The 24,756-nt window shown below is 58.1% G+C and carries 27 protein-coding genes and 1 riboswitch; of the genes, 12 read left to right on the top strand and 15 right to left on the bottom strand.

What is annotated here, in order from left to right:
• Positions 1-5: 5 nt before the first annotated feature.
• The 9 genes from AC2TDJ_RS07830 to AC2TDJ_RS07790 all read right to left on the bottom strand — a co-directional run bounded on the left by AC2TDJ_RS07830 (position 6) and on the right by AC2TDJ_RS07790 (position 8,193).
• Entirely contained in the window at positions 6-293 is a 288-nt protein-coding gene (locus tag AC2TDJ_RS07830; protein ID WP_480841437.1) for an ArsR/SmtB family transcription factor, read from the bottom strand.
• 112 nt (positions 294-405) lie between these two features.
• The gene (locus tag AC2TDJ_RS07825) at positions 406-1,638 is read right to left on the bottom strand and encodes a mandelate racemase/muconate lactonizing enzyme family protein (protein ID WP_480840915.1); all 1,233 of its coding nucleotides are present in this window, start codon (positions 1,636-1,638) and stop codon (positions 406-408) included.
• A 27-nt stretch (positions 1,639-1,665) separates the two neighbouring features.
• Positions 1,666-2,754 carry a Zn-dependent alcohol dehydrogenase gene (locus AC2TDJ_RS07820; protein WP_480840913.1) on the bottom strand — a complete coding sequence of 363 codons (1,089 nt, stop codon included), beginning with the start codon at positions 2,752-2,754 and terminating at the stop codon, positions 1,666-1,668.
• Positions 2,755-2,836: 82 nt separating this feature from the next.
• Complete coding sequence (locus tag AC2TDJ_RS07815; RefSeq protein ID WP_480840911.1) at positions 2,837-4,036, bottom strand: TCR/Tet family MFS transporter; 1,200 nt, start codon at positions 4,034-4,036, stop codon at positions 2,837-2,839.
• Positions 4,037-4,119: 83 nt separating this feature from the next.
• Entirely contained in the window at positions 4,120-4,833 is a 714-nt protein-coding gene (locus tag AC2TDJ_RS07810) for an alpha/beta fold hydrolase (protein WP_480840909.1), read from the bottom strand.
• Positions 4,834-4,845: 12 nt separating this feature from the next.
• A complete protein-coding gene (gene pcaD, locus AC2TDJ_RS07805) occupies positions 4,846-5,634 on the bottom strand; it encodes a 3-oxoadipate enol-lactonase (RefSeq protein ID WP_480840907.1) in 789 nt (262 codons plus the stop codon).
• 74 nt (positions 5,635-5,708) lie between these two features.
• On the bottom strand, positions 5,709-6,683 hold the full coding sequence (locus tag AC2TDJ_RS07800) for a threonine ammonia-lyase (protein WP_480840905.1): 975 nt from the start codon (positions 6,681-6,683) through the stop codon (positions 5,709-5,711).
• Positions 6,680-7,507, bottom strand: a complete 828-nt coding sequence (locus tag AC2TDJ_RS07795; RefSeq protein ID WP_480840903.1) for an alpha/beta fold hydrolase — start codon at positions 7,505-7,507, stop codon at positions 6,680-6,682. Before AC2TDJ_RS07795 ends, AC2TDJ_RS07800 begins: the two co-directional genes overlap by 4 nt.
• Positions 7,507-8,193, bottom strand: a complete 687-nt coding sequence (locus AC2TDJ_RS07790; protein WP_480840901.1) for a haloacid dehalogenase type II — start codon at positions 8,191-8,193, stop codon at positions 7,507-7,509. The genes AC2TDJ_RS07795 and AC2TDJ_RS07790 overlap by 1 nt, the downstream gene beginning before the upstream one ends.
• A 124-nt stretch (positions 8,194-8,317) precedes the next feature.
• On the opposite strand from AC2TDJ_RS07790, the gene AC2TDJ_RS07785 reads away from it, so the two are divergent.
• Positions 8,318-8,746, top strand: coding sequence for an FKBP-type peptidyl-prolyl cis-trans isomerase (locus tag AC2TDJ_RS07785; RefSeq protein WP_480840899.1), 429 nt, complete (start codon positions 8,318-8,320; stop codon positions 8,744-8,746).
• Positions 8,747-8,769: 23 nt separating this feature from the next.
• On the opposite strand, the gene AC2TDJ_RS07780 is transcribed toward AC2TDJ_RS07785, so the two are convergent.
• Genes AC2TDJ_RS07780 through fabA form a run of 4 tightly spaced genes read right to left on the bottom strand, consistent with a single transcriptional unit; the run spans position 8,770 to position 11,577 of the window.
• Positions 8,770-8,949, bottom strand: a complete 180-nt coding sequence (locus tag AC2TDJ_RS07780) for a hypothetical protein (protein WP_480840898.1) — start codon at positions 8,947-8,949, stop codon at positions 8,770-8,772.
• A gap of 59 nt (positions 8,950-9,008) precedes the next feature.
• Positions 9,009-9,800, bottom strand: a complete 792-nt coding sequence (locus AC2TDJ_RS07775) for an enoyl-ACP reductase FabI (protein ID WP_480840896.1) — start codon at positions 9,798-9,800, stop codon at positions 9,009-9,011.
• A gap of 5 nt (positions 9,801-9,805) precedes the next feature.
• On the bottom strand, positions 9,806-11,035 hold the full coding sequence (gene fabB / locus AC2TDJ_RS07770; RefSeq protein ID WP_480840895.1) for a beta-ketoacyl-ACP synthase I: 1,230 nt from the start codon (positions 11,033-11,035) through the stop codon (positions 9,806-9,808).
• A gap of 32 nt (positions 11,036-11,067) precedes the next feature.
• The gene (fabA, locus tag AC2TDJ_RS07765) at positions 11,068-11,577 is read right to left on the bottom strand and encodes a bifunctional 3-hydroxydecanoyl-ACP dehydratase/trans-2-decenoyl-ACP isomerase (protein ID WP_480840893.1); all 510 of its coding nucleotides are present in this window, start codon (positions 11,575-11,577) and stop codon (positions 11,068-11,070) included.
• Positions 11,578-11,765: 188 nt separating this feature from the next.
• Between fabA and irrA the strand changes: the two genes are divergently transcribed.
• The gene (gene irrA, locus AC2TDJ_RS07760; protein WP_480840891.1) at positions 11,766-12,185 is read left to right on the top strand and encodes an iron response transcriptional regulator IrrA; all 420 of its coding nucleotides are present in this window, start codon (positions 11,766-11,768) and stop codon (positions 12,183-12,185) included.
• On the opposite strand, the gene AC2TDJ_RS07755 is transcribed toward irrA, so the two are convergent.
• Positions 12,186-13,169 (bottom strand): LysR family transcriptional regulator, encoded by a 984-nt coding sequence (locus tag AC2TDJ_RS07755; protein ID WP_480840889.1) that lies wholly within the window; start codon positions 13,167-13,169, stop codon positions 12,186-12,188.
• Between AC2TDJ_RS07755 and AC2TDJ_RS07750 the strand changes: the two genes are divergently transcribed.
• Complete coding sequence (locus tag AC2TDJ_RS07750; RefSeq protein WP_480840887.1) at positions 13,168-13,965, top strand: phytanoyl-CoA dioxygenase family protein; 798 nt, start codon at positions 13,168-13,170, stop codon at positions 13,963-13,965. The two genes, AC2TDJ_RS07755 and AC2TDJ_RS07750, sit on opposite strands and share 2 nt — an antisense overlap.
• Before the next feature lie 54 nt (positions 13,966-14,019).
• On the opposite strand, the gene AC2TDJ_RS07745 is transcribed toward AC2TDJ_RS07750, so the two are convergent.
• Complete coding sequence (locus tag AC2TDJ_RS07745; RefSeq protein ID WP_480840885.1) at positions 14,020-14,883, bottom strand: hypothetical protein; 864 nt, start codon at positions 14,881-14,883, stop codon at positions 14,020-14,022.
• Positions 14,884-15,004: 121 nt separating this feature from the next.
• Here AC2TDJ_RS07745 and miaB point away from each other — a divergent pair, with 121 nt between their 5' ends.
• The 9 genes from miaB to AC2TDJ_RS07700 all read left to right on the top strand — a co-directional run bounded on the left by miaB (position 15,005) and on the right by AC2TDJ_RS07700 (position 24,670).
• Complete coding sequence (miaB, locus tag AC2TDJ_RS07740; protein WP_480840883.1) at positions 15,005-16,324, top strand: tRNA (N6-isopentenyl adenosine(37)-C2)-methylthiotransferase MiaB; 1,320 nt, start codon at positions 15,005-15,007, stop codon at positions 16,322-16,324.
• A 169-nt stretch (positions 16,325-16,493) separates the two neighbouring features.
• The gene (locus AC2TDJ_RS07735) at positions 16,494-17,255 is read left to right on the top strand and encodes an outer membrane protein (RefSeq protein WP_480840881.1); all 762 of its coding nucleotides are present in this window, start codon (positions 16,494-16,496) and stop codon (positions 17,253-17,255) included.
• A gap of 159 nt (positions 17,256-17,414) precedes the next feature.
• Entirely contained in the window at positions 17,415-18,437 is a 1,023-nt protein-coding gene (locus AC2TDJ_RS07730) for a PhoH family protein (protein WP_480840879.1), read from the top strand.
• A 41-nt stretch (positions 18,438-18,478) separates the two neighbouring features.
• Positions 18,479-18,973, top strand: coding sequence for an rRNA maturation RNase YbeY (gene ybeY / locus AC2TDJ_RS07725; protein WP_480840877.1), 495 nt, complete (start codon positions 18,479-18,481; stop codon positions 18,971-18,973).
• A gap of 37 nt (positions 18,974-19,010) precedes the next feature.
• Entirely contained in the window at positions 19,011-19,898 is an 888-nt protein-coding gene (locus AC2TDJ_RS07720; protein WP_480841435.1) for a hemolysin family protein, read from the top strand.
• Entirely contained in the window at positions 19,895-21,400 is a 1,506-nt protein-coding gene (gene lnt / locus AC2TDJ_RS07715; RefSeq protein ID WP_480840875.1) for an apolipoprotein N-acyltransferase, read from the top strand. Before AC2TDJ_RS07720 ends, lnt begins: the two co-directional genes overlap by 4 nt.
• A gap of 43 nt (positions 21,401-21,443) precedes the next feature.
• Positions 21,444-21,492, top strand: a riboswitch (SAM-SAH riboswitch).
• 5 nt (positions 21,493-21,497) lie between these two features.
• Positions 21,498-22,679 carry a methionine adenosyltransferase gene (metK, locus tag AC2TDJ_RS07710; RefSeq protein WP_480840873.1) on the top strand — a complete coding sequence of 394 codons (1,182 nt, stop codon included), beginning with the start codon at positions 21,498-21,500 and terminating at the stop codon, positions 22,677-22,679.
• Positions 22,680-22,792: 113 nt separating this feature from the next.
• Positions 22,793-23,506 carry a tRNA (guanosine(46)-N7)-methyltransferase TrmB gene (trmB, locus tag AC2TDJ_RS07705; RefSeq protein WP_480840871.1) on the top strand — a complete coding sequence of 238 codons (714 nt, stop codon included), beginning with the start codon at positions 22,793-22,795 and terminating at the stop codon, positions 23,504-23,506.
• Positions 23,507-23,695: 189 nt separating this feature from the next.
• Complete coding sequence (locus tag AC2TDJ_RS07700; RefSeq protein WP_480840869.1) at positions 23,696-24,670, top strand: amidohydrolase family protein; 975 nt, start codon at positions 23,696-23,698, stop codon at positions 24,668-24,670.
• Positions 24,671-24,756 lie beyond the last annotated feature (86 nt).

The following is a 24,756-nucleotide window of genomic DNA, read 5'->3' as shown; positions in this document are numbered from 1 at the left end:
CGACGTCAGTCGGTCGGTTTGCAGAACAGGTCGTACAGCAGTTCGATAACCTGGGCAGTCTTCCCGTCGTGCAGGGCATAGTAGATGGTCTTGCCTTCGCGGCGGTTCTTCACCAACCCCTCTTCCCGCAGGCGTGCCAGCATCTGGCTGACTGCCGCCTGTCGCATGTCCAACAAGGCCTCCAACTCGCCGACAGAGCGTTCACCCATGCTCAGATGGCACAGAATCATAAGGCGGCCCTGATGGGCAAGGGCTTTGAGGAAGGCCGCCGCCAAAGCCGCGCTTTCTTCCATATCGGCCGGGTTCTTCGGCGGAAGATGAGACGAAGTGGTGTTTTGAACAGTCACGCAAGAACCGGATTGCAATGAGTGGTTGATGCAATATGCCGTATTTCCTTGAGCTTTGTCACCCCTCCCGCGCCGGAGCCCCGCCTTGAAAAGCGTTACCGTTGACGTAATCGCAAGGATCTTCCTGCATCTGAAGGTGCAACCCGTCGCCGGCATACGGGTGCGCGCGGGCCAGATCTTCATCGATTTCAATGCCCAAACCCGGCGCCGAGGGTGCAGGCACAAAGCCGTCCTGCACATTGATTGATCCTTTGATCAGTTGGGCATGGAACGGGGTTTCGATGGTTTCCAGCAACAACAGGTTCGGAATCGAGGCCGCAAGATGGACATTGGCGGCCCATTCTACAGGACCGGCATAAAGATGCGGCGCCATCTGGGCGTTGAACACTTCGGCGATGGCTGCAACCTTCTTCATTTCCCAGATGCCACCCGCGCGACCCAAGGCAGGCTGCAGGATTTCCGCAGCCCCCGCGCGAAGAACGGCCCCGAACTCGGCTTTGGTTGTCATGCGCTCTCCGGTCGCCACCGGTATGCGGACATTGCGCGCGACGCGGGCCATATCCTCGATCATGTCCGGAGGTGTGGGTTCTTCGAACCACAGCGGAGAGTAGGGCTCCAACGCCTGACCCAGACGAATTGCGCCGGCAGTGTTGAACTGGCCATGAGTGCCGAACAGCAGGTCGGCCCTGTCGCCAACCGCCTCGCGGATTGCTTTGCAGAACGCGACCGACATCGAGATATCGGACATCGCAGGCATATGCCCACCCCGGATCGTGTAGGGCCCGGCCGGATCGAATTTCACTGCCGTAAACCCTTGTCTGACCATTTCGGCCGCGCATTCGGCGGCCTGGTCCGGTGATGTCCAGAAGTCGGTCAGATTATGCCGGGGAAGGGGATAAAGATATGTGTAGGCGCGGATGCGATCATTCACCAGCCCGCCGAGCAGTGCGTAGACCGGCCTGTCGCGATCCTTTCCCAGTATGTCCCAGCACGCAATCTCCAGCCCCGAAAACGCGCCCATCACCGTCAGGTCCGGGCGTTGGGTAAAGCCGCTCGAATAGGCGCGGCGGAACATCAGTTCAATGTTTTCGGGGTTTTCGCCGGCCATATGCCGGTCAAAGACATCGCGGATCACATGGCGCATGGCTTCCGGACCAACAGACGAAGCATAGCATTCGCCCCAACCCGTGATCCCGGTGTCGGTTGTCACTTTGACCAATATCCAATAGCGCCCACCCCAGCCCGGCGCGGGTGGGGCGGTGACGATGATATCAAGATCCTGCAGTTTCATCTGATGTCCTTTCGCCGCGACTTGGCCCTAGTCGAACATGATCACGTTGCGTTTGGCTGAACCGGTCTTGGTGTCCTCAATCGCTTCGTTGATCTGCGACAGGGTCCAGCGGCCCGAGATCAACTCGTCCAGTTTCAACCGTCCTTGTTCGTAGAGGTCAATCATCCACGGGATATCGCGCTGGATGACCACGTCACCCATTTTTGAGCCGATCAGACCTTGCCCCAATGCGGCCAGAATAACGGGCTCATAGGTGGACTGATCACCCGAATGCGGCATTCCGATCATAATCGCTTTGCCGCCCCGACCCAGATAACGTGGTGCCTGATCATAGGCTGGAATTGCCCCCACGGTGATCAGAACCGCGTCCGCGCCTCGGCCTCCCATGGCTTTGTAGGCAGCTTTCCATGGTTCTTTGCGGCTGGCCAGCACACCATCCGTGGCGCCAAATTCGCGGGCGATTTCAAGTTTCTCTTCGGTCATGTCCACCGCTACGATGCGGCGCGCACCGGCAATGCGCGCGCCTTGAATGGCGTTCAGCCCAACGCCTCCAGCGCCGATCACAACCACATCCTGACCCGCGCGCAACCCGGCGGCGTTTACGGCCGCGCCGACACCGGTGATGACCCCACAAGACAGAAGGCTCGCCACGTCCTTGGGCATGGTCTCGGGTATCTTTACGATCTGACGATGACTGACCACGACCTTTTCTGCAAAGGCACCGCAAGCCATTGCCTGCTCCAGTGGTCCACCGTCTGCCGTGCGCAACGGACCTTTGACTGTGTCATGGGGCGTTTCGCAAATGGTGGGTTTACCGCCCGCGCAGGAGGGGCAGGACCCACACGCCCGGATCAGTGTGACGACAACGGAATCGCCGATCCTGAAATCACCGGCATTGTCACCCAGCGCTGTGATGACTCCTGCGGCCTCGTGCCCATAGACGGCGGGCAGAAACCCGCCCCAGGCACCGCTGGCATAAGTAATGTCCGAGTGGCAGATTGCCACCGCATCCAGAGTAACTTCGACCTCACCCAAGCCGGGCGGGGCGATCTGGATTTCTTCGATGACCAAGGGTTCGCCGAACGCGCGGCAAACGGCTGCTTTGATGGATTGCATATCTGTCCCCGTTTCCAGTTCTGGCCACGGTGACCTTTCGCGCGGCGACCTGCAAGACGGTTTCCGTCACGACCATGTCGTTTTACGCTACAGCCCGCGCGGGGCGCAGGAACAGCATGAGTCCAAAGAGCATCAGGACAAGCGCCAGCAGGAATGGCGCGCCCGGCAGGTAGATCAAAGCACCCGGTTCGGCAAATTTTGCAAAGACGTAGGTCATCATCAGCGGCGAGACTATCATCGACAATGCGTGCAGCGCAGCCAGCACGCCCTGCAACTCGCCTTGTTGCGAATCCGGAGTTGCCTTGGACATCATCGCCTGCAGTGCTGGCGTAACAACTGCGCCCAGGGCAGTCACGGGTATCAGCATCAGGGCAATGAAGCCGTTTGTAAGAAAGGCCAAAAGGACAAAACTGACGATCTCGAACCCCATGCCCCAGATGATCGTCACCCTTTCCCCCAGATGCCGCGTCGCCGGCCGGATCAACCCGCCTTGAACCGCAGCCATGCCGAGCCCATAAACGGCCAAGGACAGCCCGATCATCTGCGGAGACCACCCAAAACGTTCGAGCGTGAAATAGGACCAGATCGCCGGGTAGACGTAAATCGAAACGGAATACAGGAAATAGACCCACAGAAGCGGTCTAATGCCTGGCAGGGCAGCAACAGCCTTCAGCGCTCCGGCCGGATTCGCCCGTCTCCAACGAAAGGGTCGTCTGTTCTTGTCCGTGACAGTTTCCGGCATCACCAGCAAACCGACCAGAAACCCGAAGGCCGAGAGGCCCGCGGCGGCCCAAAAGGGTGCACGCGTTCCAAATTCACCCAATAACCCGCCCATCAAAGGCCCCAGAACAAACCCAAGCCCGAAAGCCGCGCCCAACAGACCGAAATTCGCGGCCTTTTCGTGAGGTTTCGAGACATCGGCCATGAATGCCGCCGCCGTGGAGTGCGTGGCGGCAGTTATGCCTCCGACAATGCGGCCGGCCAGCAACAACCAGATGCTTCCTGCAATGGCCATCACCACATAGTCCAGAGCCATGACAAACAGCGACACAAGCAATACCGTTCTGCGCCCGTAGGCATCCGAGAGGTTGCCAAGAACCGGTCCGAACAGAAATTGCATGGTGGCAAAGGCTGTACTGAGAACACCACCCCATATGGCCGCGCTGGCCAGCGTGCCGCCCTGCACATCCACGATCAGTTGCGGCATGATGGGCAGGACCAGACCGATGCCCATCGCGTCGATCATCACGGTTCCAAGAACGAATAGAAATGGCAGGCGCATGGGAATCCAAAGCTGGTTCGTAGCCGGACCCTAGCCCCGGTAATGCGCCGTGAAAAGAGATGTACTGTTGGTCAAACGCACCGTCACATCCGTCTTGCAACCCGGTCGATCAGTTCAGCCAATTGCCCGGGATGAGAGAAAAAGGGCGAATGTGAACTGTCTATGGTCAATCGCTGATCCGGGTCGGCGCATTGGCTCATCTGCGCCTGATATTCCGTTGGAACTGTTCTGTCGTCAGTAGAGCGGATGTAGGCTTTTGGCACCTTGTCAAAGTTGTCACCGGTAACCAAAGGCGTGTTCTGCGGCCGGATTGCCTGTGGGCACATGCGAGCCAGGGCATAGGTCACGACCTCCGAAGGGCAATCGTGATAAAACAGGCTCTGAACCCGGTCGGGGAGCACACTGTAGGACAGTCCGTCTGCAGATTTCTCGACCGCGTCGACTATCAGTTGACGGGGCGCGCGTTTGCGCATCTCGACCATGGACAGCCCGGATTGGGGCACATAGGCGCTTTGGTAGATCAACCCGCGCATGGCGCCCGGATCTGCTTCGGCCGCAGCGCTGATCGGATAACCGCCCCAGGAATGGCCATATATGATCGTGTCCGGTGTCGAGGCGGCCAGAACAGTGTCGCGGCACAGGTCCAGTGTGACGTCGGCAATCGGCGTTGGATCGGAACCGTGGCTTGGCAAGTCGATGGCACGGGCAGTGTGGCCCAGCGCCCTTAGTTCAGGAGCCAGATCGCGCCAGCACCACGCACCGTGGCACGAGCCGTGGACCAACAAGAAATCCGCCATGACTTTTCTTCCTCAAATGTGCCCAATCTCAGTCAGAAATTCTGTGAGCAAGGCCGCGTATTCTGTGGGTCGCTCGACACAGGGCAGATGTCCGGCTTTTCGGATCAGTTCAAACCGAGAGCCCGGGATCAGATCAACCGTTTCACGCACCAGATCAGGAGGGGTCGAGCCGTCTTCGCTGCCGGCAATTCCCAGCGTCGGCAGGCGCAATCCGCTGGTGGGCGTGTAGAAATCGGTGCCCGATACCGCGGCGCAGCAGCCTAAAAACCCTTCCAGTGGTTGCCGGACCATCATATTGCGCCAGAGGGTCATCCGGGCGCTTGCTTGGAAGGACTTCGAAAACCAGCGCTCCATGGTGGCATCCGCCAAAGCTTCGACACCGCCCGCGCGTGCTGCCGCAATACGTTCGTCCCAGATCGCGGGCGTGCCGATCTTGGCCGCCGTGTTGGACAACACCAATGCACGGATCTGATCCAGGCGCTTAACGGCCAAGCCCTGCGCGATCATGCCGCCGATGGACAGGCCGACAAAAACGCAGTCCTTGACCTGAAGATGATCCAGCAGCCTTTCGGTGTCCCGGACCAGGCTTCCCATGGAGTATGGGCCAGGAGGTTGAGACGACAATCCGTGTCCGCGTTTGTCAAAGCGAATGATGCGCAGACCTTTGGGCAAAAACGGCAACACCGGATCCCACAGGCGCAAGTCGGTTCCCAGCGAGTTGGCAAACACCAGAGGCGCGCCATCTTCCTCGCCGTCGATTCGATAGTGTAGACCCACGTCTCCGAGGTCGGCGAATTGCATGGTTATGGTCCCCGTGAGTTCAGCTTGCTGAGCGAATTTCTGTTGCCGAAGTTTGCACCTGTTGCATCTGATTGTCAGGTCAGGAATTCCAACGCTTGCGCAAAAATCCGCGGGTCCACGTTGCCGCCCGAGGCCACGACGATCACAGCGTCGCCTTCGATGTCGTTCTTGCGAAACAGGGCCGACGCCAGAGAAACAGCGCCGCCTGGTTCCAACACGATCTTCAGCCGCAGAAAAGCCAGCGCCATGGCTCGCAGAGCCTCTTGTTCAGACACGGAAAATCCTGGCCCGCAAAGACGTTTCAGGATGGGAAACGTGATTTCACCCGGTTGTGGCGTCAAAATCGCGTCGCAAATGTTTCCTGACGCGGCATTGTTGTTTTGAATGCGTCCGGCAGCCAGCGAGCGTTTGACGTCATCGAACCCTTCCGGCTCACATGGACGAGGACGTAAACCCGGGGCGTGACCTTCCAATGCCAGTGCAATGCCCGAGGTCAAACCGCCGCCCCCGCAACAGATCAGAACATCCGCCTCTGTCACACCCGACTCTTGCACCTGCCGTGCCAGTTCAAGCCCTGCGGTGCCTTGCCCGGCAATGACCTGCGGTTCGTCATACGGGCGGATCAGGGTCAGGCCCCGCTGATCCGCCAAGGCTTCGCCGATCTCTTCCCGGCTTTCGTTGGCGCGGTCATACAGCACCACTTCGGCCCCCAATGCGCGGGTGTTTTCGATTTTCAACTGTGGCGCGTCCGAGGGCATGACAATGACCGACGACACACCATGCAACGAGGCGGCATAGGCAACACCTTGGGCATGGTTGCCCGACGAATAGGCGATGACCCCGCGTTTGCGGGCAGTCTCATCCAGCGCCGAAATGGCTGACCACGCGCCGCGAAACTTGAAGCTGCCGGTGTGTTGCAGGCATTCCGGTTTTACCAGAACCCGGCGGCCTGCGATTTCGTCCAGAAAGGGCGATGTCAGAATCGGCGTTTCGCGCACGTGCCCTTGCAGCCGCAAGGCAGCGGCCTCAATCATTTCCAACGTACTCATGGTTTGCTCAATACCTTGCGTATCAGATCAAGTGACTCAGGCTCGTCCAGAAATGGAACATGGCCGCGATCCGGCACCTCGGCCGAGATCAGGCCAGGATGCCGGTTATGCATTTCCGTCAGGGTCTCCGCCCCCAGAACGTCTGAGTTTGCGCCCCGGATCACACCGGTCGGAATGTCGCGCAATGCTTCGAAAAACAACCACAGATCTGGGACAGCGCCTGTTGCGGACTGCTCGATCAAGGCGGTACGCAGGGCCGGGTCATATCGCAGCGCAAGCCCCGCTTCGGTCACGGAATATTGCACTTCGGCCTGCTGGCGCCATCTTTCCAACGGAACACCGGGAAAGCGCGTTTCCATCGACAGTTTTAGTGCCTGCGCGGCTTCGTCATAAGACTTTGCGGTCGGTTGCTTGCCGACGTAGTCCATGATCTGGGCGATTCCTGAGGGTTCGATCACCGGTCCGACATCATTGAGAATGACCCGCGCCAACCGTTCAGGGTGGCTGGCGGCTAGCGCCATAGCGATCAGGCCGCCGCGGGATGTTCCCAGAACGCTGACTTTGTTCAGGCTCAGGTGATCGAGCAATTCGATAGCATCATGGGATTCGCGGAAGATGTTGTAATTCATGAAATCCGGATCAAAGTCAGACTGACCACGCCCGCGATAATCCATCGTGATCATCCGCATGTCAGACATATGCGGTGCCAAATAACCAAAGTCGCGACCTGTTCGGGTCAAACCGGCCAGACACAAAACCGGTAACCCGGTACCCGCGTCCTCATAGTGAATGCGCTTTCCGTCGGTCGTGGTGAAAAATGCCATTACAGCCCAGCCAGTTCAGGAATTGTTGTCAGATCCGAAAGCACATGGGCGGGCGTCCAGGGCAGGCGATCCATCGGCTCTTTCGCCCGATTTACCCACGCGGTGACAAATCCATACCCGCTGGCCCCGGCTGCGTCCCATCCGTTCGAGCTGACGAACAGGACTTCATCACGGGCGCAACCAAACCTCTGTTGAACCAGATCGTAGACCCGCGCGTGCGGTTTGAAGATACCGACGCTTTCGACCGACAATACATCGTCAAGCACGCTGCCGATCCCGGCGGATTGCACCGCACCATCCAGCATCGGCGGGGAGCCATTGGAGAGGATGGCGGTCTGCTTCCCTCCGGCCTTGAGAGCAGCCAGCATCGCAGGTACTTCGGGATACGCCTGTAGCTGCCAATACAGGTCCAGCAACCTCTGACGCAGGGCGGCGTCACCTTGAAGGCCGGTTGCCTCCAACGCCCAATCCAGGCCGTCTTGCGTGACGTCCCAGAAATCGGCATGGGCGTCAGCGACGGCACGTAACCAGGTATATTGCAGCTGTTTCAGGCGCCAGTGGTTGGCCAACTCGGGCCATTTGTTCAGCAGGGCCTCAAAGCCGGGCTCAGCCGCAGCCTGACGCGCGGCAGCCGCCACGTCGAACAACGTACCATAGGCGTCGAATACACAAGTGGTGATTGCCATCTGCTCCTCCCCTGATCGGGCGCAGGTAAGCATAACCACTGCGTGGGTTAAAGGGCCTAGGGTTTACAATACTGTTTGAAACCCTAGGCTGCGCGGTTCATTCCCCTTGAGGCCGGAGGCCACCATGACCGCTATCAAACAAGGCGACACCGTTCGCATCCACTACACAGGAACGTTGCTGGACGGTAAAGTGTTCGACAGTTCCGAAGGACGCGACCCGCTGGAGTTCGTGGTCGGCTCGGGACAGATCATCCCCGGTCTGGATGCCGCGCTACCCGGTATGGAAATCGGTGAGAAAAAGCGTGTCGAGATTGCCTGCGTTGATGCCTATGGCCCGATCAATCCCGGGATGCGACAAGAAATTCCGCGCGAGGGTATTCCTGACGATATCCCGCTGGAGCCCGGTACTCAGTTGCAGATGCAGACGCCGCAGGGGCAGGCCGTGCCTGTTACCGTGGTCGAAGCAGACGAGGCCACTGTGATGCTGGATGCAAACCATCCGCTGGCCGGACAGGACCTGGTGTTCGATTTCGAAATCGTTTCGATCAACTGAGCGGACCGCTCAAAGATCGATACCTAGCCAATCAACGCTTCGATCGCCCCAACGACCTCTGGCTGCGTGAAAAATACAAACGCGGTCAGCAGGGCGATCAGGGTGACCAGCAGCGCGCGAGCGCGCCCACCGCGAATCCCGGGTGTCTTAGTCGCGTGCGGAACGCGGCCGTTACTGGCTAGGATGTGGTCAACTTTGCTCATGATCCAATCCCTGCCGCCCAAAGATGGTTAAATCTGGGCGTTGGCAGGGAAAGTTATGGTCACATGGATTCGGGTTGTGGCATGCCCAATATGTGGTACCCGCCATCCACACGAATAATCTCACCCGAAGTATAGGCGCCAGCATCCGACGCCAGATAGACAGCAGTGCCGCCCACAGCTTCAAGCGTCGCATTTGAACGCATGGGTGCATTCTGGTCGCAGAACTTGTAGGTTTTGCGTGCTCCGCCGATGGCGGCCCCGGCCAGCGTCTTCATAGGACCGGGAGAGATCGCGTTCACGCGGATGCCTTCGGGGCCCAGATCGTTGGCCAGATAACGTGTGGCCGATTCCAGCGCGGCCTTGGCGACGCCCATCACGTTGTAGTTCGGAACAACCTTGTTCGAGCCCTGATAGGTCAGGGTCAGCAGTGTGCCTCCAGTATCCTTCATCAACGGATAGGCGCGGCGCGCGACTTCGATAAAGGAATAGGCGGATACGTCCAGCGAGTGTTTGAAATTGGCCCTTGTGGTGTTCAGGAACCGGCCCGTCAATTCGGATTTGTCCGAATAGGCGATGGCGTGAACCACAAAGTCGATGGTTGGCCAGCGTGCAGCCAGTTCACCAAATGCGCGGTCCAGGGACTCGTCGTCAGTTACATCCGCATCGACCATGAAGTCGCTGCCAAGGCTTTGAGCCAGCGGCTCAAGCCGTTTGCCGAAGGCTTCGCCCTGATAAGTGAATGCAAGTTCGGCGCCTGCCTCGTGCATAGCCTTGGCAATGCCCCACGCAATCGAGCGGTCATTGGCCACGCCCATGATCAGGCCGCGTTTACCCTTTAGAAGTTCCGACATCACATTCACCCGTTATACTTTGACAGAACCATGGATCCGTTGGTGCCACCAAAGCCGAAGCTATTGGTCATCACGCTGTCCAGTCCTGCGTTTTCAACTACTTGAGTAGCAATTTCACCGGGCAGGATGCCTTCGGCAAGTGTGTCGACGTTGATCGACGGAGTAATGAAGTCATGGTGCAACATCAGCAGGCAGAAAATCGCCTCAAGCGCACCGGCCGCGCCCTGTGCGTGGCCTGTCATTGATTTTGTAGAAGAAATCGGTGGCACATTGCCTTCGCCAAAGATGCGGCGGACGGCCTCAACCTCACCCACATCGCCGACCGGGGTCGAGGTGCCGTGGGCGTTGATGTACCCGACCTTGCGCCCTTCGGGCAGGGTCGACAGGGCCAGGCGCATCGCGCGTTCACCGCCCTCGCCGGACGGGGCGACCATATCATGGCCGTCCGAGGTGGCGGCATATCCGGTGACCTCGGCATAGATCTTGGCGCCACGAGCCAGCGCGTGGTCCAGATCCTCGAGCACAACGATCCCGCCACCGCCGGAGATCACAAATCCGTCGCGGTTTTCGTCAAACGCGCGCGAGGCTTTTTCGGGCGTATCGTTGTATTTCGACGACATCGCACCCATCGCGTCGAACAGGCAGGACAGGGTCCAGTCCAGTTCCTCTCCGCCGCCGGCAAACATCACGTCCTGCTTGCCCAGCATGATCTGTTCGGCCGCATTGCCGATACAGTGCAGCGAGGTCGAGCAAGCCGACGTGATCGAATAGTTGATGCCCTTGATCTTGAACGCTGTCGCGAGGTTCGCCGAGATCGTCGAGCACATGCATTTCGGAACCGCGAACGGGCCGATGCGCTTTGTTGCGCCGGTTTTCAGTACGGTCTGGTGCGCGGTCAGCATCGCGCTGGTCGACGGGCCACCGGATCCGGCCACAAGCCCAGTGCGCGGGTTGACGACTTGTTCTTCGGTCAGACCTGCATCCGCAATCGCCTGGTTCATGGCAATATGGGCATATGCTGCGCCGGGGCCCATGAAACGCAGGGTGCGCTTGTCCACATGCTCGGTCACGTCGATCTTGAGCGATCCGGCGATCTGGCTGCGGAAGCCATGTTCGACCATCTGCTCATTGGCCTCGATCCCGGATTTGCCGGCTTTGAGTGAGGCCAGAACCTCTTCGGCATTGTTCCCGATGGAGGAGACGACCCCCAACCCGGTGACAACTACTCGACGCATGTGCGTGCTCCTTCATTTCGGGCCGGTCAGGCTCAGGCTTCGGACAGAACGACTTTCATGTCTTTGACGTCGTAAATCATTTCGCCGTCCGCTTCGACGATACCATCCGCCACACCCATGGTCAGGCGGCGGGTCTGAATCGCCTTTTTGAAATCGATTCTGTAGGTCAGCATCTTGCGGTCCGGGCGCACCATGCCGGTCAGCTTGACCTCACCGACACCGACGGCCATTCCGCGACCCTGCCAGCCACGCCAGCCCAGGTTGAAGCCGGTCAACTGCCACAAACCGTCCAGCCCCAGACAGCCGGGCATGATCGGGTTGCCGGGAAAGTGGCAGTCAAAAAACCAAAGGTCCGGCGTCACATCAAACTCAGCGATTACATGACCTTTGCCATGCGCTCCGCCATCACCCGAAATATCGGTGATCCGGTCCATCATCAGCATGGGCGGAGCAGGCAACTGCGCGTTGCCCGGGCCGAATAATTCGCCACGGGCGCATTTCAGCAGATCGTCCTTGTCAAAACTGCTCGGGAATTGGGCCATTCTGCCGCCTCTCCTGCCAGGGGTCCGTTCGTCATATCTGGCCTCGTCTATCACCCGTAGGCAAGGTCCTGCAAGAGCGCCACGCCACATCTTGTTGTGCCTACGATATTCTTTGCGAATGAATTTCATTTGAAATTGCAGGCCGAGCGCACCTATATATACAGTCAGCAACAACAGGTATCGGATTCATGACACCTCAGAGCCGAGAAATCGCGACAAACTGGCTGGTCGACGCTGGATTGCGGCCGACGCGTCAGCGCGTTGCGTTGGCAGAGTTGCTTGTCGGTGACGGGCGCCATCGCCACGTGACGGCAGAAAGCCTTTTCGAGTCCGCAAAGCGCAACGGTGACGCCGTTTCGCTGGCAACGGTCTACAACACATTGCGGGCGTTCTGTGAGGCCGGTGTGTTGCAGGAAATTACCGTAGATGGCTCAAAAAGCTATTTCGACACCAACACCCATGACCACCCACATTTCTTCTGGGAAGACGAAAGCCGGTTGAGCGATGCGCCGTCGGAGCAGTTGGTGATCCAACGCCTGCCCGAGGCGCCGGAAGGCGTCGAGATTGCATCGGTGGATGTGGTAATCCGTCTGCGTAAGAAGCAGTAGTCAAAGCTTTCTCAGGCCATTTTTCAACGCTTTTCGGGCACTGGTAACAACCGTGCCGGCCGGGCCGGTGCCGTGCAATGCCAGAACTGCGGATTCTGTAGCATCCGAATTGCTGATTGGAACACTGGTTAGCCGCATGCGGTCGTAGCTGAAGTTGCCGGGTGGATTCGCATAGCTGATGCCAATCCCCTCGCCATGAGCTGCCAGGCTCCGTTGTATTTCCAGCGAAGCCGCGCGATGTGCAACGGTCGGATGCAAGCCGTTGCGTCTGAACAACCCCAAAACATGTTGGGCCGACAACCCCTCCTGAGACAGAATCAGAGGGTAACGTTCAAGGTCTTCGAGTGTGATGTCCTCGGCCGCTGCCAGTGGATGATCCGGTGCCATTAGCGCGTGCGGAGTACTTTCAAAAAGCTTGTCACGTGTAAAACCTGCATCCATCCCAAGATCATAAGTGATTGCCAGATCGATCTGTCCGTCAACGAGCCCGTTGATAAGCCCTTCGAACCCATCAACGATACTGCTTACCTCGGCATCCGGAAGGTGGTGGCGTAACAGATGCAGAGCAGGGGCCAGTACGAAAGGTGCCAGATCCACGAAGCACCCCAGTCTCAGGCGGTTTGAACCTGTGCGAAGTTGTTCTGATCCTTCCAGCCGAGCCGCACCTTGCAAGAGCGCTTCGGCCTCTTCGACGAAAACACGCCCTTGTGGCGTCAATACCATCGCAGCGCCACGACGGCGGACAAAAAGCTGATACCCCAAGTGTGCTTCGACACGGGTCAGAGCGTTCGACAAAGCAGGTTGTGACACGTTCAGAGCCTGGGCCGCTGCGGACAGGCTGCCAAACTGGCCAATCGCGCAAACGTACTCATACTGGCGCAGGGAAATATATAATATGAAGTTAATGCTTACTTTGAAAGATATGATTTGAACAGACGTACTTTTCATGCGCAGATCAGTCAGCTTTTCCATGGAGACTGACATGCCCCATCCCCTCGTGACCCAAGAGATGATCGACACCTATCAGGATGACGGTGTGGTCCTGATCAAGGGCCTGTTTGTTGATCACGTGGACACTCTGCGGGACGGGGTTGCGGCAAATATGGCAGAGCCCGGCCCGTATGCGTCCGAGAACCAGAAGGAAGGTGAAACTGGTCGCTTCTTCGATGACTACTGCAACTGGACGCGCATTCCGCAGTTTCGTGAGGTGATTGAAACGTCTCCTGCCGCCGAAGTGGCCGCAGATCTGATGCAGTCGCAGACGGTTCAGATGTTCCATGATCACGTGTTGGTCAAGGAACCGGGAACCTCGATGTCAACGCCGTGGCATCAGGACGGACCGTATTATTTCGTCGAAGGCCAGCAGACGATCAGCTTCTGGTCGCCGCTGGACCCGGTGAAACAGGCAACATTGCGCTGTGTCGCCGGCTCACATCGTTGGGAAAAAGAAGTTTTGCCCACGCGTTGGGTTTCGGAGGAGGGTTACTTTCCGGATGAAGGCCAATACATCCCCGTGCCTGAACCGGATGCCGAGGGCATGAAAGTGGTCGAATTCGAGATGGAGCCCGGAGATGCGGTGGCTTTCAACTATCGCACGCTGCATGGGGCGCGTGGCAATCAGTCCGACAGCCGGCGCCGGGCATTTTCGCTGCGTCTGGTCGGAGACGATGCGCGATATGTCGAACGTCCGGGACGGACTTCGCCCCCATTTCCTGGCCATGACATGACGCCGGGTCAGCGTTTGCGCGAAGACTGGTTCCCGGTGCTTTTAAAACGTTGACAGGATCACGGCCGCTGGCTCGGCTGACCTTGCGAGGCTAAAGGGGAGCTGCGGTCAAAACCACTGCCCAGGCTCCATCAGGCCAAGGTCAAGCAATTGGCGTGAAGACCACTGAAATTCGATCGAATTGCGCCAGCGAAAGCTGGGAATGTCGAAGGTTGAGCCGGCGTTTGTTTTCAGAGCTTTGGCCGCGCGGAACGAGCAGATCGCCGCCGTCATATTGTGATGCCACGGGCAGGAATAAGTGTTGAATTCTGCGTCGTTGAAGGTGTGATCCGGCAGCAGAGTCAGGCCTTTCTTCGCCTTGAACAGGGCGATGCGGTCGATGCGGCGGCGTTCATACGGGATGTGGTCCTCGAACCGCCAACGCAAGCCACCGGACATATCCAATTGCCGCTCCAACGGTTGCCCCGCAGCGTCATGGCGGGTGTGTGCGTAATAGCCTTTGCTGTCCAGCATGGCCCGGTCGGGGGCAACCCCGTTGGGTGCGGCGGCAAGATCATCGGCATAAAGGTCGACGACATGCGCCAGCATCGCGCTGCGCCGTTCCTCTGTATGAAAGGCAAGCATCTCGCCGACAGTGCGTGTCTCACAAAAGGGAAAGAACAGGTACTCGGCGTTATAGCAGTAATACATCCATAGCCCCGGTGCCGCCTGAATGATCCGATTGATCGTATCGAACACAACGGTTCGGGGCGCACAGGTCAAGGTAACGCGGTGAACTGTGTCTGTGATGTCCGGTTCCAGGTGGAACTCCCTCGGCATGAAAGCAATCACAGACTTGAACCCAAGTTCGAGGTGATGGCGCAGTGTACCGTTCAGTTCAACGTCGTCTTCGGCAAAGATCAGGGCCACAGGCCCCTTTGCCAGGACCGTCTGGCCTGTTTTCAGAAAATGCTCGGGGGATTCGTAGTGCATTGCCTGTTTCAGTTCCGCCTTGCTGGAATTACCGGCCAAATTCGGGTAATTGCGCCGCCATTGCAAGCGGCGTTCGAAGCATATAGATGACGCCGATCCAGCGACTGCAAAGGCCCGCACCATGTCCGAACCGAAAAAGCTGTTTATCAAGACCTATGGCTGTCAGATGAATGTCTATGACAGCGAGCGTATGGCCGAGGCGTTGGGTGGTCAGGGCTATGTCGAGACCAAGTCTGCGGATGACGCGGACATGATCCTGCTGAACACCTGCCATATCCGGGAAAAGGCCGCCGAAAAGGTTTACTCTGAGCTGGGGCGCTTCAAAGGGCTGAAAGCGGAAAAGCCGGATCTGAAAATTGGCGTTGCAGGCTGTGTTGCGCAGGCCGAGGGCGAAGAGATCATGCGCCGCCAACCGCTGGTCGACCTGGTGGTAGGCCCGCAAAGCTATCACCGTTTGCCCGAGATGGAAGCAAAGACGCGCGAAGGCGAAAAGGCGCTGGATACGGATTTCCCAGAAGAGGACAAATTCGAAAAGCTCAAGAACCGCCCCAAGGCCAAACGTGGGCCGACCGCATTTCTGACGGTGCAGGAAGGCTGCGACAAGTTCTGCGCCTTCTGTGTGGTGCCCTATACACGCGGCGCCGAGGTCAGTCGTCCGGCGGACCGCATTCTGCGCGAGGCCCGGGATCTGGTTGAACGGGGTGTGCGCGAGATCACGCTGCTGGGGCAGAACGTCAATGCCTATCATGGCGCTGGCGCTGACGGAGATATGTCACTGGCCGGTTTGATATGGGAACTGAACAAAGTGGATGGGCTGGAACGCCTCCGCTTTACCACATCACATCCCAACGACATGACCGATGATCTGATCGAGGCGCACGGCACCTGTGACAAGCTGATGCCCTACCTGCACCTGCCGGTTCAGTCAGGCTCGGACAAGATACTTAAGCGGATGAACCGCAGCCACACCGCCGAAAGCTATCTGCGCCTGATCGAACGCATCCGCGCGGCACGGCCGGATATTCTCATGTCTGGTGACTTTATTGTCGGTTTCCCGGAAGAGTCGGATGAGGATTTTCAGGCCACGCTGGATTTGGTGGAAGAAGTCAAATACGGGTACGCCTATTCCTTCAAGTACTCAACCAGGCCGGGAACGCCTGCGGCAGAACGGCCACAGGTCGAAGCGGAAGTGGCCGACGAGCGTCTACAGCGTCTGCAGGCCGTGATTACGCGCCACCAGCGGGAGATCCAGGACTCGATGGTTGGTCGGACCGTGAAAGTTTTGTTCGAAAAACCCGGTCGCCTTTCCGATCAGATGGTCGGAAAATCCGAGTATCTTCACGCAGTTCACGTCACAAACGCGGAAATCGGCGCCGGGGATCTGCGAGCGGTCAAAATCACAGGGTCGGGTGCGAACTCGCTGGCTGGCGAAGTAATCTGAACGGGTGCCTGAACGTCATAACTGACGAAATATCAGGAAATTAACCCTTGATTTATGGCTTGGAACTATGTTCCGAGAATAGCCAGATTTTTCATGCAGGTCTTTTGGGTACTATGAGAAATCTGCCCGGATCTTAATGTTGGGATCCGTGTGAAGGAGGGCGCGAGTAGTGAGTAGGACGTGTTTCAGGGGATTTGGTGCGTCCCGGTTGTTCAGCGCAATGGTGATCGCCGCCTTCAGTGCCGCCCCGACGCTGGCCGGTGATGTAATCGGTGATGTGACCGAACCGGATGTCATTGCTCCGCTGGAACTTTCACGTGATGTCAGCGCCTTTTATCTGGGTTTGAGTGGCGGCTATGGGTCTGGCGGAGAGGACCAGTTTGGCCTCAGAACCTCGGGCGGTTTGTTTCCAATCGGCAATCTGGAACCGTCAGGAAGTTATGGCGGCGTCCGTGGAGGTTGGCGGGGTATTCTGCCCGCGCGGGGCGGGCGGGACTATGTATACGGTTTGGAGATCGGGTATGATTTCGGAACCCTGGACGACAGTGCATCGACGCAAATCGGGATCACGACTGTTACGGCGCAGTCATCTATTTCCGACATTTTTTCGGTACGGCTGCGCAGCGGTCTGAGCAACAAGAGCCGCAGCATTCTTTATTTTGCGACTGTTGGATATGTCACCGGCGATATCACTACGTCGAGTTCTTTGGCCGCTGGCGGCCCGGTGACGCGTTTTCAGGAGCAGGACCGGCGCAGTGGCTTTTCGGCAAGTTTGGGTGCGGAGCATCAACTGACCGAACGCTGGTCGATCACCGGTGAAATCGAGTACATGCAGTTCGAATCGAAGGTCGTGGATTTGGGGTCGGGGTTTTCGACCAAATCAACACCCAGCTTTCGCGGGGTCCGGTTCGGGTTGAATTACGCTTTCTAAACGCTTCTGGTTCAGGTGCCCTGCTTGTCAGAAACTGCAGGGATTTGACCCGGCTGTCTGGCGCATTTGTCATCGGGGCTGGAAAATTTGAATCTGCGCCTTGCGTCGACCCGGATTTGTTGTCACGCTCAGGGTGAACCGCCAAGACAGGAGAACGGATTGGCCATCGGTGCCCTGACCCCACCGCAAGATGACATGCCCCAGCGTGAGGCGCTTGTTGAATTCCCCGACAACCGATTGTTGATTGATTTATGCGGCGAATATGATCGCAACCTTGCAGAGATCGAGCAAAAACTGACGGTCCAGATCGTGCGGCGCGGCAATCAGCTTGTCGTGCTGGGTGACGAGGAGGCGCAGAAACAGGCCGTCGATGTTCTGCAGGCACTCTATACCCGTTTGGAAGGTGGGCGTGACGTGGAAGCCGCGGATGTCGACCGCGAGCTGCGGATGGGCAATTCTGAAGCTGGAACAGGAACCCGTGACGGCGATCAGCTGGAGATGTTCAAGGGCGGCACGGTCGAAATCAAGACCCGCAAAAAGTTGGTCGAACCGCGAACAGATGCGCAAAAGGCCTATGTGCAATCGCTGTTCCAGAATGAACTGGCCTTTGGTATCGGGCCGGCGGGTACCGGGAAGACCTATCTGGCGGTTGCCGTCGGCGTTTCGATGTTCATTGGGGGCCATGTGGACCGCATCATCCTCAGTCGCCCGGCCGTCGAGGCCGGTGAAAAGCTGGGCTATCTGCCCGGCGACATGAAGGACAAGGTCGATCCTTACATGCAGCCGCTCTATGACGCATTGAACGATTTTCTTCCGGGTAAACAGCTTGCCAAACTGATCGAAGAAAAACGGATCGAAATCGCGCCGCTGGCATTCATGCGCGGCCGCACTCTGGCCAATGCCTTCGTGGTGCTGGACGAAGCGCAGAATGCCACAACCATGCAGATGAAGATGTTTCTCACTCGTCTGGGGGAAGGCAGCCGCATGGTCATCACTGGTGACAGGTCTCAGGTTGATTTGCCGCGCGGGGTGCAATCGGGACTGAAGGACGCCGAACGCTTGCTGAAGACGATTCCGAATATTGGCTTCAACTACTTCACATCGAAAGATGTGGTGCGGCACCCGCTTGTGGCCGCCATTATTGAAGCGTATGAGGCCGACGCGGGTCGCGAAACGGGTTGAGTTGCCGAGGTCTCGCGTGCGGGGCCTTGGTATTTGACGTCATGAATCTTGAAATCACCATTGAAGATGACCGCTGGCAGGGATTGGCCAAGCTGGCGCGGTCGGCCGTCGGGGCCGTCCTGGATCATTGCGGCCTGGATGCGGAGAGCTGCGAAGTCAGTGTGCTGGGATGCGATGACGCCCGTATTGCCGCATTGAATGCCGAGTTTCGCGAAAAACCCGTTCCGACAAATGTGCTAAGCTGGCCGGCAGAGGATCTGACGCCAGAAGAAGCCGGCCAAATGCCCATGGCCGCAGAACCCGATTTTACGGGTGAAATCGCGCTGGGCGACATCGCGATTTCCTACGATACCTGCGCGCGAGAGGCCGCCGAAGCCGGTAAATCCATGGATGATCATGTTACTCATCTGATCGTTCATGGGACGTTGCATTTGCTGGGTTATGATCACATTCGTGACGCGGACGCCACTTTAATGGAGGCCGCAGAAGTCGAGATACTTGGCAAAATGGGTATAGATGACCCATATAATGCTTAGAGTGGGCCATTTGGGCTCGATCAACTGGAACAGAGTAATGGGCGATATAGACGGCAGTTCTAGGGCGGCGCAGCGCGCGCAACCTCAGGACAGCAGCACAGACACAGAAGAAAAAAGCGGATTTTTCTCTCGCATCATTGATGCGTTTTCTCCGCCAGGCGACGAAGAGCCAAGCCCGGTCAATGGGCACAATGCGACCAACCCGCAATCCCGGGGCATGATCAACCTGCGCCGAATGCGGGTTGAGGACGTGGCGATCCCGACGGCTGAGATCATTGCGGTTCCGTTGACAATTACCAAAGACGAATTGGCGGCTTTGTTTCGGGACAGCGGTTTGTCCAGGATTCCGGTTTATGACGGAACGCTGGATACCCCTTTGGGATTTGTCCATCTCAAGGATTTTGCCCTCACCCATGGATTCAACGGAGAGTCGACCGAGTTTGACCTGCGTTCGATGTTGCGCACTTTGTTGTTCGTACCGCCATCGATGCCGATTGGGGTTTTGCTGACCAAGATGCAGACCGAGCGCCGGCACATGGCGCTGGTGATTGATGAATATGGCGGCGTCGACGGGTTGCTGACGATCGAGGACCTGATCGAACAGGTTGTGGGCGAGATTGCGGATGAGCATGACGCAGACGAAGATCAACTGTGGGTACAGGAAAAGCCGGGCTGTTATGTTGTTCAGGCCCGCGTCCCGTTGGAGGATTTCGAGGCCGAGATTGGCCGCTCGCTGACCAATCACGAAGATGTGGACGAAGAAGAAATCGACACTCTGGGTGGGTTGGTCTTCATGTTGTCGGGGCGCGTTCCGGCGCGGGGAGAGGTTGTGCTGCACCCCGAGGGCCCCGAGTTTGAAGTGCTAGATGCCGACCCGCGCCGTATCAAGCGGTTGCGTGTCATGCTGCCGGACGCCGTTACATGAACCCAGCGCAGGGTTGGCCGTTCTGGCTAAGGCTTGCATTGGCTGCGTCGCTGGGTGCGCTTGGTGCGTTTGGGTTGGCGCCGTTCGGCTATTGGGGCGCGACGCTTCTGGCGTTTGTTCTGATCGCTCCCTTATTTCTGTCCTGCGAAACCCGTCGTCAAGCCGCCTGGTTGGGGTGGGCATTTGCCACCGGATATTTCGCCAATGCGCTAAGCTGGATTATCGAACCTTTTCAGGTCGATGCTGAACGTCATGCCTGGATGGCACCGTTCGCACTGGTGTTATTGGCCGGTGGGTTGGCCCTTTTTTGGGGGCTGGCGTTTTGGGTCGCACGCAGGCCGGAATCGGACCCTGTGCAACAGGCATTGTATTTGACTGTAAGCTTGTCTCTGGCAGAAATTGGCCGGGGATATCTATTGACCGGGTTTCCCTGGGCCGGAGTCGCTCAAGTCTGGGTCAATACGCCGGTTGTCCAGGTGTTGTCGCTGATGGGGCCATACGGGTTGGGGGCTCTGACCTTGGCCGCCACCCTTCCATTCGGGGCGGCCTTGGCCGAAAGCCGAACGTTGCGTGGTTTGGCTGTGCCCCTTGTCATTTCGGTTGGAACCGCTGTGCTGGCCACGGGATATGCCGCCACGCGTCCCCAGGTGTCTCTGTCCGAACATGTTGTCCGGCTCGTGCAGCCCAATGCGCCTCAGCATCAGAAATGGGACCCGGATTATGCTCCACTGTTTTTCGCGCGACAAATCGAATTTACGGCAGCGGAGCCTCGACCGGATTTGATCGTCTGGCCCGAAACAGCGGTGCCAGCCTGGTTGGGGAGCGCCCAGCCCTATTTGACGGCCATAGCCGAGGCGGCACAGGGCACTCCGGTTGTCCTTGGAATTCAACGGGCGAACGGCGCGCGGATCTACAACTCGATGATCTATCTGGACGATCAGGGACGTCAGGCGGGGCTCTACGACAAGCATCATCTGGCACCCTTCGGCGAATACGTGCCCTTCGGCAATCTGATGGCGCGGTTTGGCATTGCGGGTCTGGCGACGACAACCGGGAATGGGTTCAGTGCAGGGCCGGGGGCGGCAGTGATGGACGCGGGTAATTTGGGCACCGCCCTGCCGCTGATCTGTTACGAGGCCGTATTCACACAGGATGTTCTTGCGGCTCCGGAACGCGCGGATTTTTTGTTGCAGATCACAAACGACGCGTGGTTCGGTACGCGGTCCGGTCCGTACCAACATCTGGCGCAGGCGCAGATGCGCGCGATCGAGCAGGGGTTGCCAATGGTGCGCGTGGCCAACACAGGCGTTTCGGCGATGATTGACCCGTTGGGACAGATTACCGATGCCCTACCGTTGGGGCAGGCGGGCTATATCGACGCGGAGTTGCCGCAAGCTATGGCGTCGACGATTTATTCTCGAATTGGAGATAATCCGATTCTAATTGCGCTATTGGCCACTTTTTTGCTGCTCTGGCGCAACGCCCGGCACGATCACGGGTAATTTCCGATTGACCCTTTTTTTCTGCGGGCGTATCCCCTCGAAATGCCTGTCACAACGGCTTCCTGGCGTGGCGGGGAAATCTTAATGGAGCACTTTCATGTCCCGACAGAACTACACATTTACTTCGGAATCCGTTTCCGAGGGGCACCCGGACAAGGTCTGCGACCGCATTTCGGATGCCGTTCTCGACGCGTTTTTGAACGAAGAACCCGAAGCGCGCGTGGCGTGCGAAACCTTTGCAACCACCAATCGCGTTGTTATCGGCGGCGAAGTTGGCCTGTCGGATCAGGACACGTTGCATGACTACATGGGCCGCATCGACGAGATTGCGCGCGCCTGTGTCAAGGATATCGGTTACGAACAGGATAAGTTTCACCACGAAACCGTCGAAGTGACGAACCTGCTGCACGAACAATCCGCTCATATTGCGCAGGGTGTTGACGCGTCGGATAACAAGGACGAGGGCGCAGGCGATCAGGGGATCATGTTCGGTCACGCGACGACTGAAACGCCGGCTCTGATGCCTGCACCGATCCAGTATTCGCATGCAATCCTGCGGCGCCTGGCAGAAGTTCGCAAGAACGGTACGGAACCTGCCCTCGGCCCGGATGCGAAATCACAGTTGTCGGTGGTTTATCGTGACGGCAAGCCGGTTGGTGTCAGTTCGATCGTGCTGTCGACGCAGCACCTGGACGAGTCGCTGACCTCGGACGATATCCGCCAGATTGTCGAGCCGTATATTCGCGAAACTCTGCCCGACGGCTGGCTGTCGGCCGAGACCGAGTGGCACGTAAACCCAACCGGAAAGTTCGTGATTGGCGGGCCGGATGGCGACGCAGGTCTGACCGGGCGGAAGATCATTGTGGATACTTATGGTGGTGCTGCCCCTCATGGCGGCGGCGCTTTTTCGGGCAAAGACCCGACCAAGGTTGACCGGTCGGCCGCTTATGCTGCGCGCTACCTGGCCAAGAACGTTGTGGCCGCGGGCATGGCAGAGCGATGCACGATCCAGCTAAGCTACGCGATCGGTGTCTCCAAGCCGCTATCGATTTACGCGGACGCACACGGTACGGGCCAGATCGCGAACGCTGAAATCGAAAAAGCGGTCGGCGAGGTAATGGACCTGACGCCGCGTGGCATCCGTGAGCATCTGCAACTGAACAAGCCGATCTATCAGCGTACGGCTGCCTATGGCCACTTTGGCCGTGACCCGGATGAGGATGGTGGCTTTAGTTGGGAACGCACCGATCTGGTCGACGCCCTTAAAAAAGCAGTCTGATCTTCAATTCAAAAAAACGCGCCCTTTGAGGCGCGTTTTTCATTTAGGCCAGTTACCAGCTGACCAAACCTCGCCTCTTGCAACGGTTTCGGCGTCAAAGTAATGCCACCGCCATGAGCACCGAGACCCCAAAACGCCCCCGCAGGAACTTCTATGGCCGCTTCAAGGGCAAAACCCTGAAGCCCAGCCAAAAGACCTATCTGTCGGAAGACCTTGCGGCCCTGTCGCCCGGCCCAGTCGATTGGGAGGCGAACCCTGAACGCACACCACTTGACCTCGACGCGTTGTTTGGTGGCAAACCGGTCTGGCTTGAGGTCGGTTTTGGCGGCGGCGAGCATCTGGTGCATCAGGCAAGGAACAACCCCGATATCGGTATCATTGGGGCAGAGCCGTATATCAATGGTGTCGCCATGCTGTTGGGCAAAATCCGCCGGGCTGGTGTTGAAAATCTTGCCGTTCATCCTGGCGATGCGCGTGACCTGTTCGACGTGCTGCCCGACGCCAGTATCTCGCGTGCGTTTCTGCTTTATCCTGATCCGTGGCCAAAGACGCGGCATCATCGCCGCCGTTTTGTCACACCTGAGCATCTTGAACCGCTGGCCAGATCACTGAAACCCGGCGCGATTTTCCGGGTGGCGACGGACATCCCGGACTATGTGCGCCAGACCCTCGAAGAGGTGCCGCGCGCCGGTTTCGAATGGCTGGCCGAGCGCCCTGCGGACTGGCGTAAGCCTTGGGACGACTGGATCTCGACCCGGTATGAACAAAAGGCGCTGCGCGAAGGTCGCACACCGCATTACCTGACCTTCCGGCGCACCGAAAACTGACCCTTTTCAGATTTCTGTAATCCTGAACGCTATGCTAGGTTGAGCAGGCCACACGCGGTCTGTTCGCTCAAGTATATTTCGGGAATTGCCATGTCTGATATTCGGATCACAAATTGCCATACCCACCTATTCCACGCGGGCCATGTTCCAGAAGATTACCCTTATCCTGCGCTGAAACCATTCAAGAAAATGCCTTGGCTTCTGAAAGCACTGGCATTCGGTGCGCGCCTTATCGGGCAGCACCCGGTCGCGGAAAAACTGGATCGACTCTACCGGTTTCAGAGGGAGACCGCCGAAGACAGCCAACGGGACATTCTGAGCAACCTAAGGCGGCACTATCCGGGCAATACCCGTTTTGTTGTGCTGCCGATGGATCTGTCGGCATTTGGGTACGGTGCGCCGTCCCTGCCGCTCAGCGCGCAACACGACGAACTGGCAAAGCTGGCTGGTGATCCGGCCGTTGGTGGCTCGGTTATTCCCTTTGCCACGATTGACCCACGGGCGGACCCCGAGGCGAAAGAGCTATGGCGCGCGATTGATGGTCTAAGTTTCCGTGGTCTAAAGCTATACCCGCGACTGGGCTTCGCCCCGGACGACCCTGTGTTGATGCGCCACGTGTATCCCCGACTTGCGGAAAAGAACCTGCCGGTGATGTCCCACTGCTCGCGCGGGGGTGTTCAGGGGCGGTATCTGCCGGATTACTGGGCTGATCGTTTCACTGAGCCAGAGGCATTTATTCCTGTGATGCGGGCACATCCTACGCTCCGCGTTTGCCTCGCGCATTTCGGCGGTCAGCGCGACTGGGAAGCTTACGCCAACCCGGATCGCGAGGATCCTTTGGATGATGCGTTCAGTCGAAACTGGCAGGTGGCGATCCGGCGTATGATTGGCAGCGGGGATTACCCTGGGCTATGGACCGACATTTCCTACACACTGTTTCAGTTCGAGGACTACGCTCCGTTCCTTAGAATTTTCCTGACCGGCGACGATGAAGAAAGCGCGCGATTGCGGTCAAGGGTTCTGTTCGGGTCGGATTACTACATGACCCGGCAGGAAAAGCTGTCGGAAAGAGCGGTCTGCATCCGTCTGCGAAATGCGCTGGGCGAAGAAATTTTCCGGCAGATCGCCGAAGAGAATCCCGCCAAATGGCTGGGAGAGGCCTGACAAGCGCTTTCGCAGCCAACCAGCGCATCATTGCCGCTGGACCAAGCGGCCCCAATTCGCTAATCGGCTTGAGCACTGATAGCGCA

Source organism: Ruegeria sp. HKCCD6647-2 (genome assembly GCF_057221075.1).
This window is presented reverse-complemented; position numbering and strand designations above follow the sequence as displayed.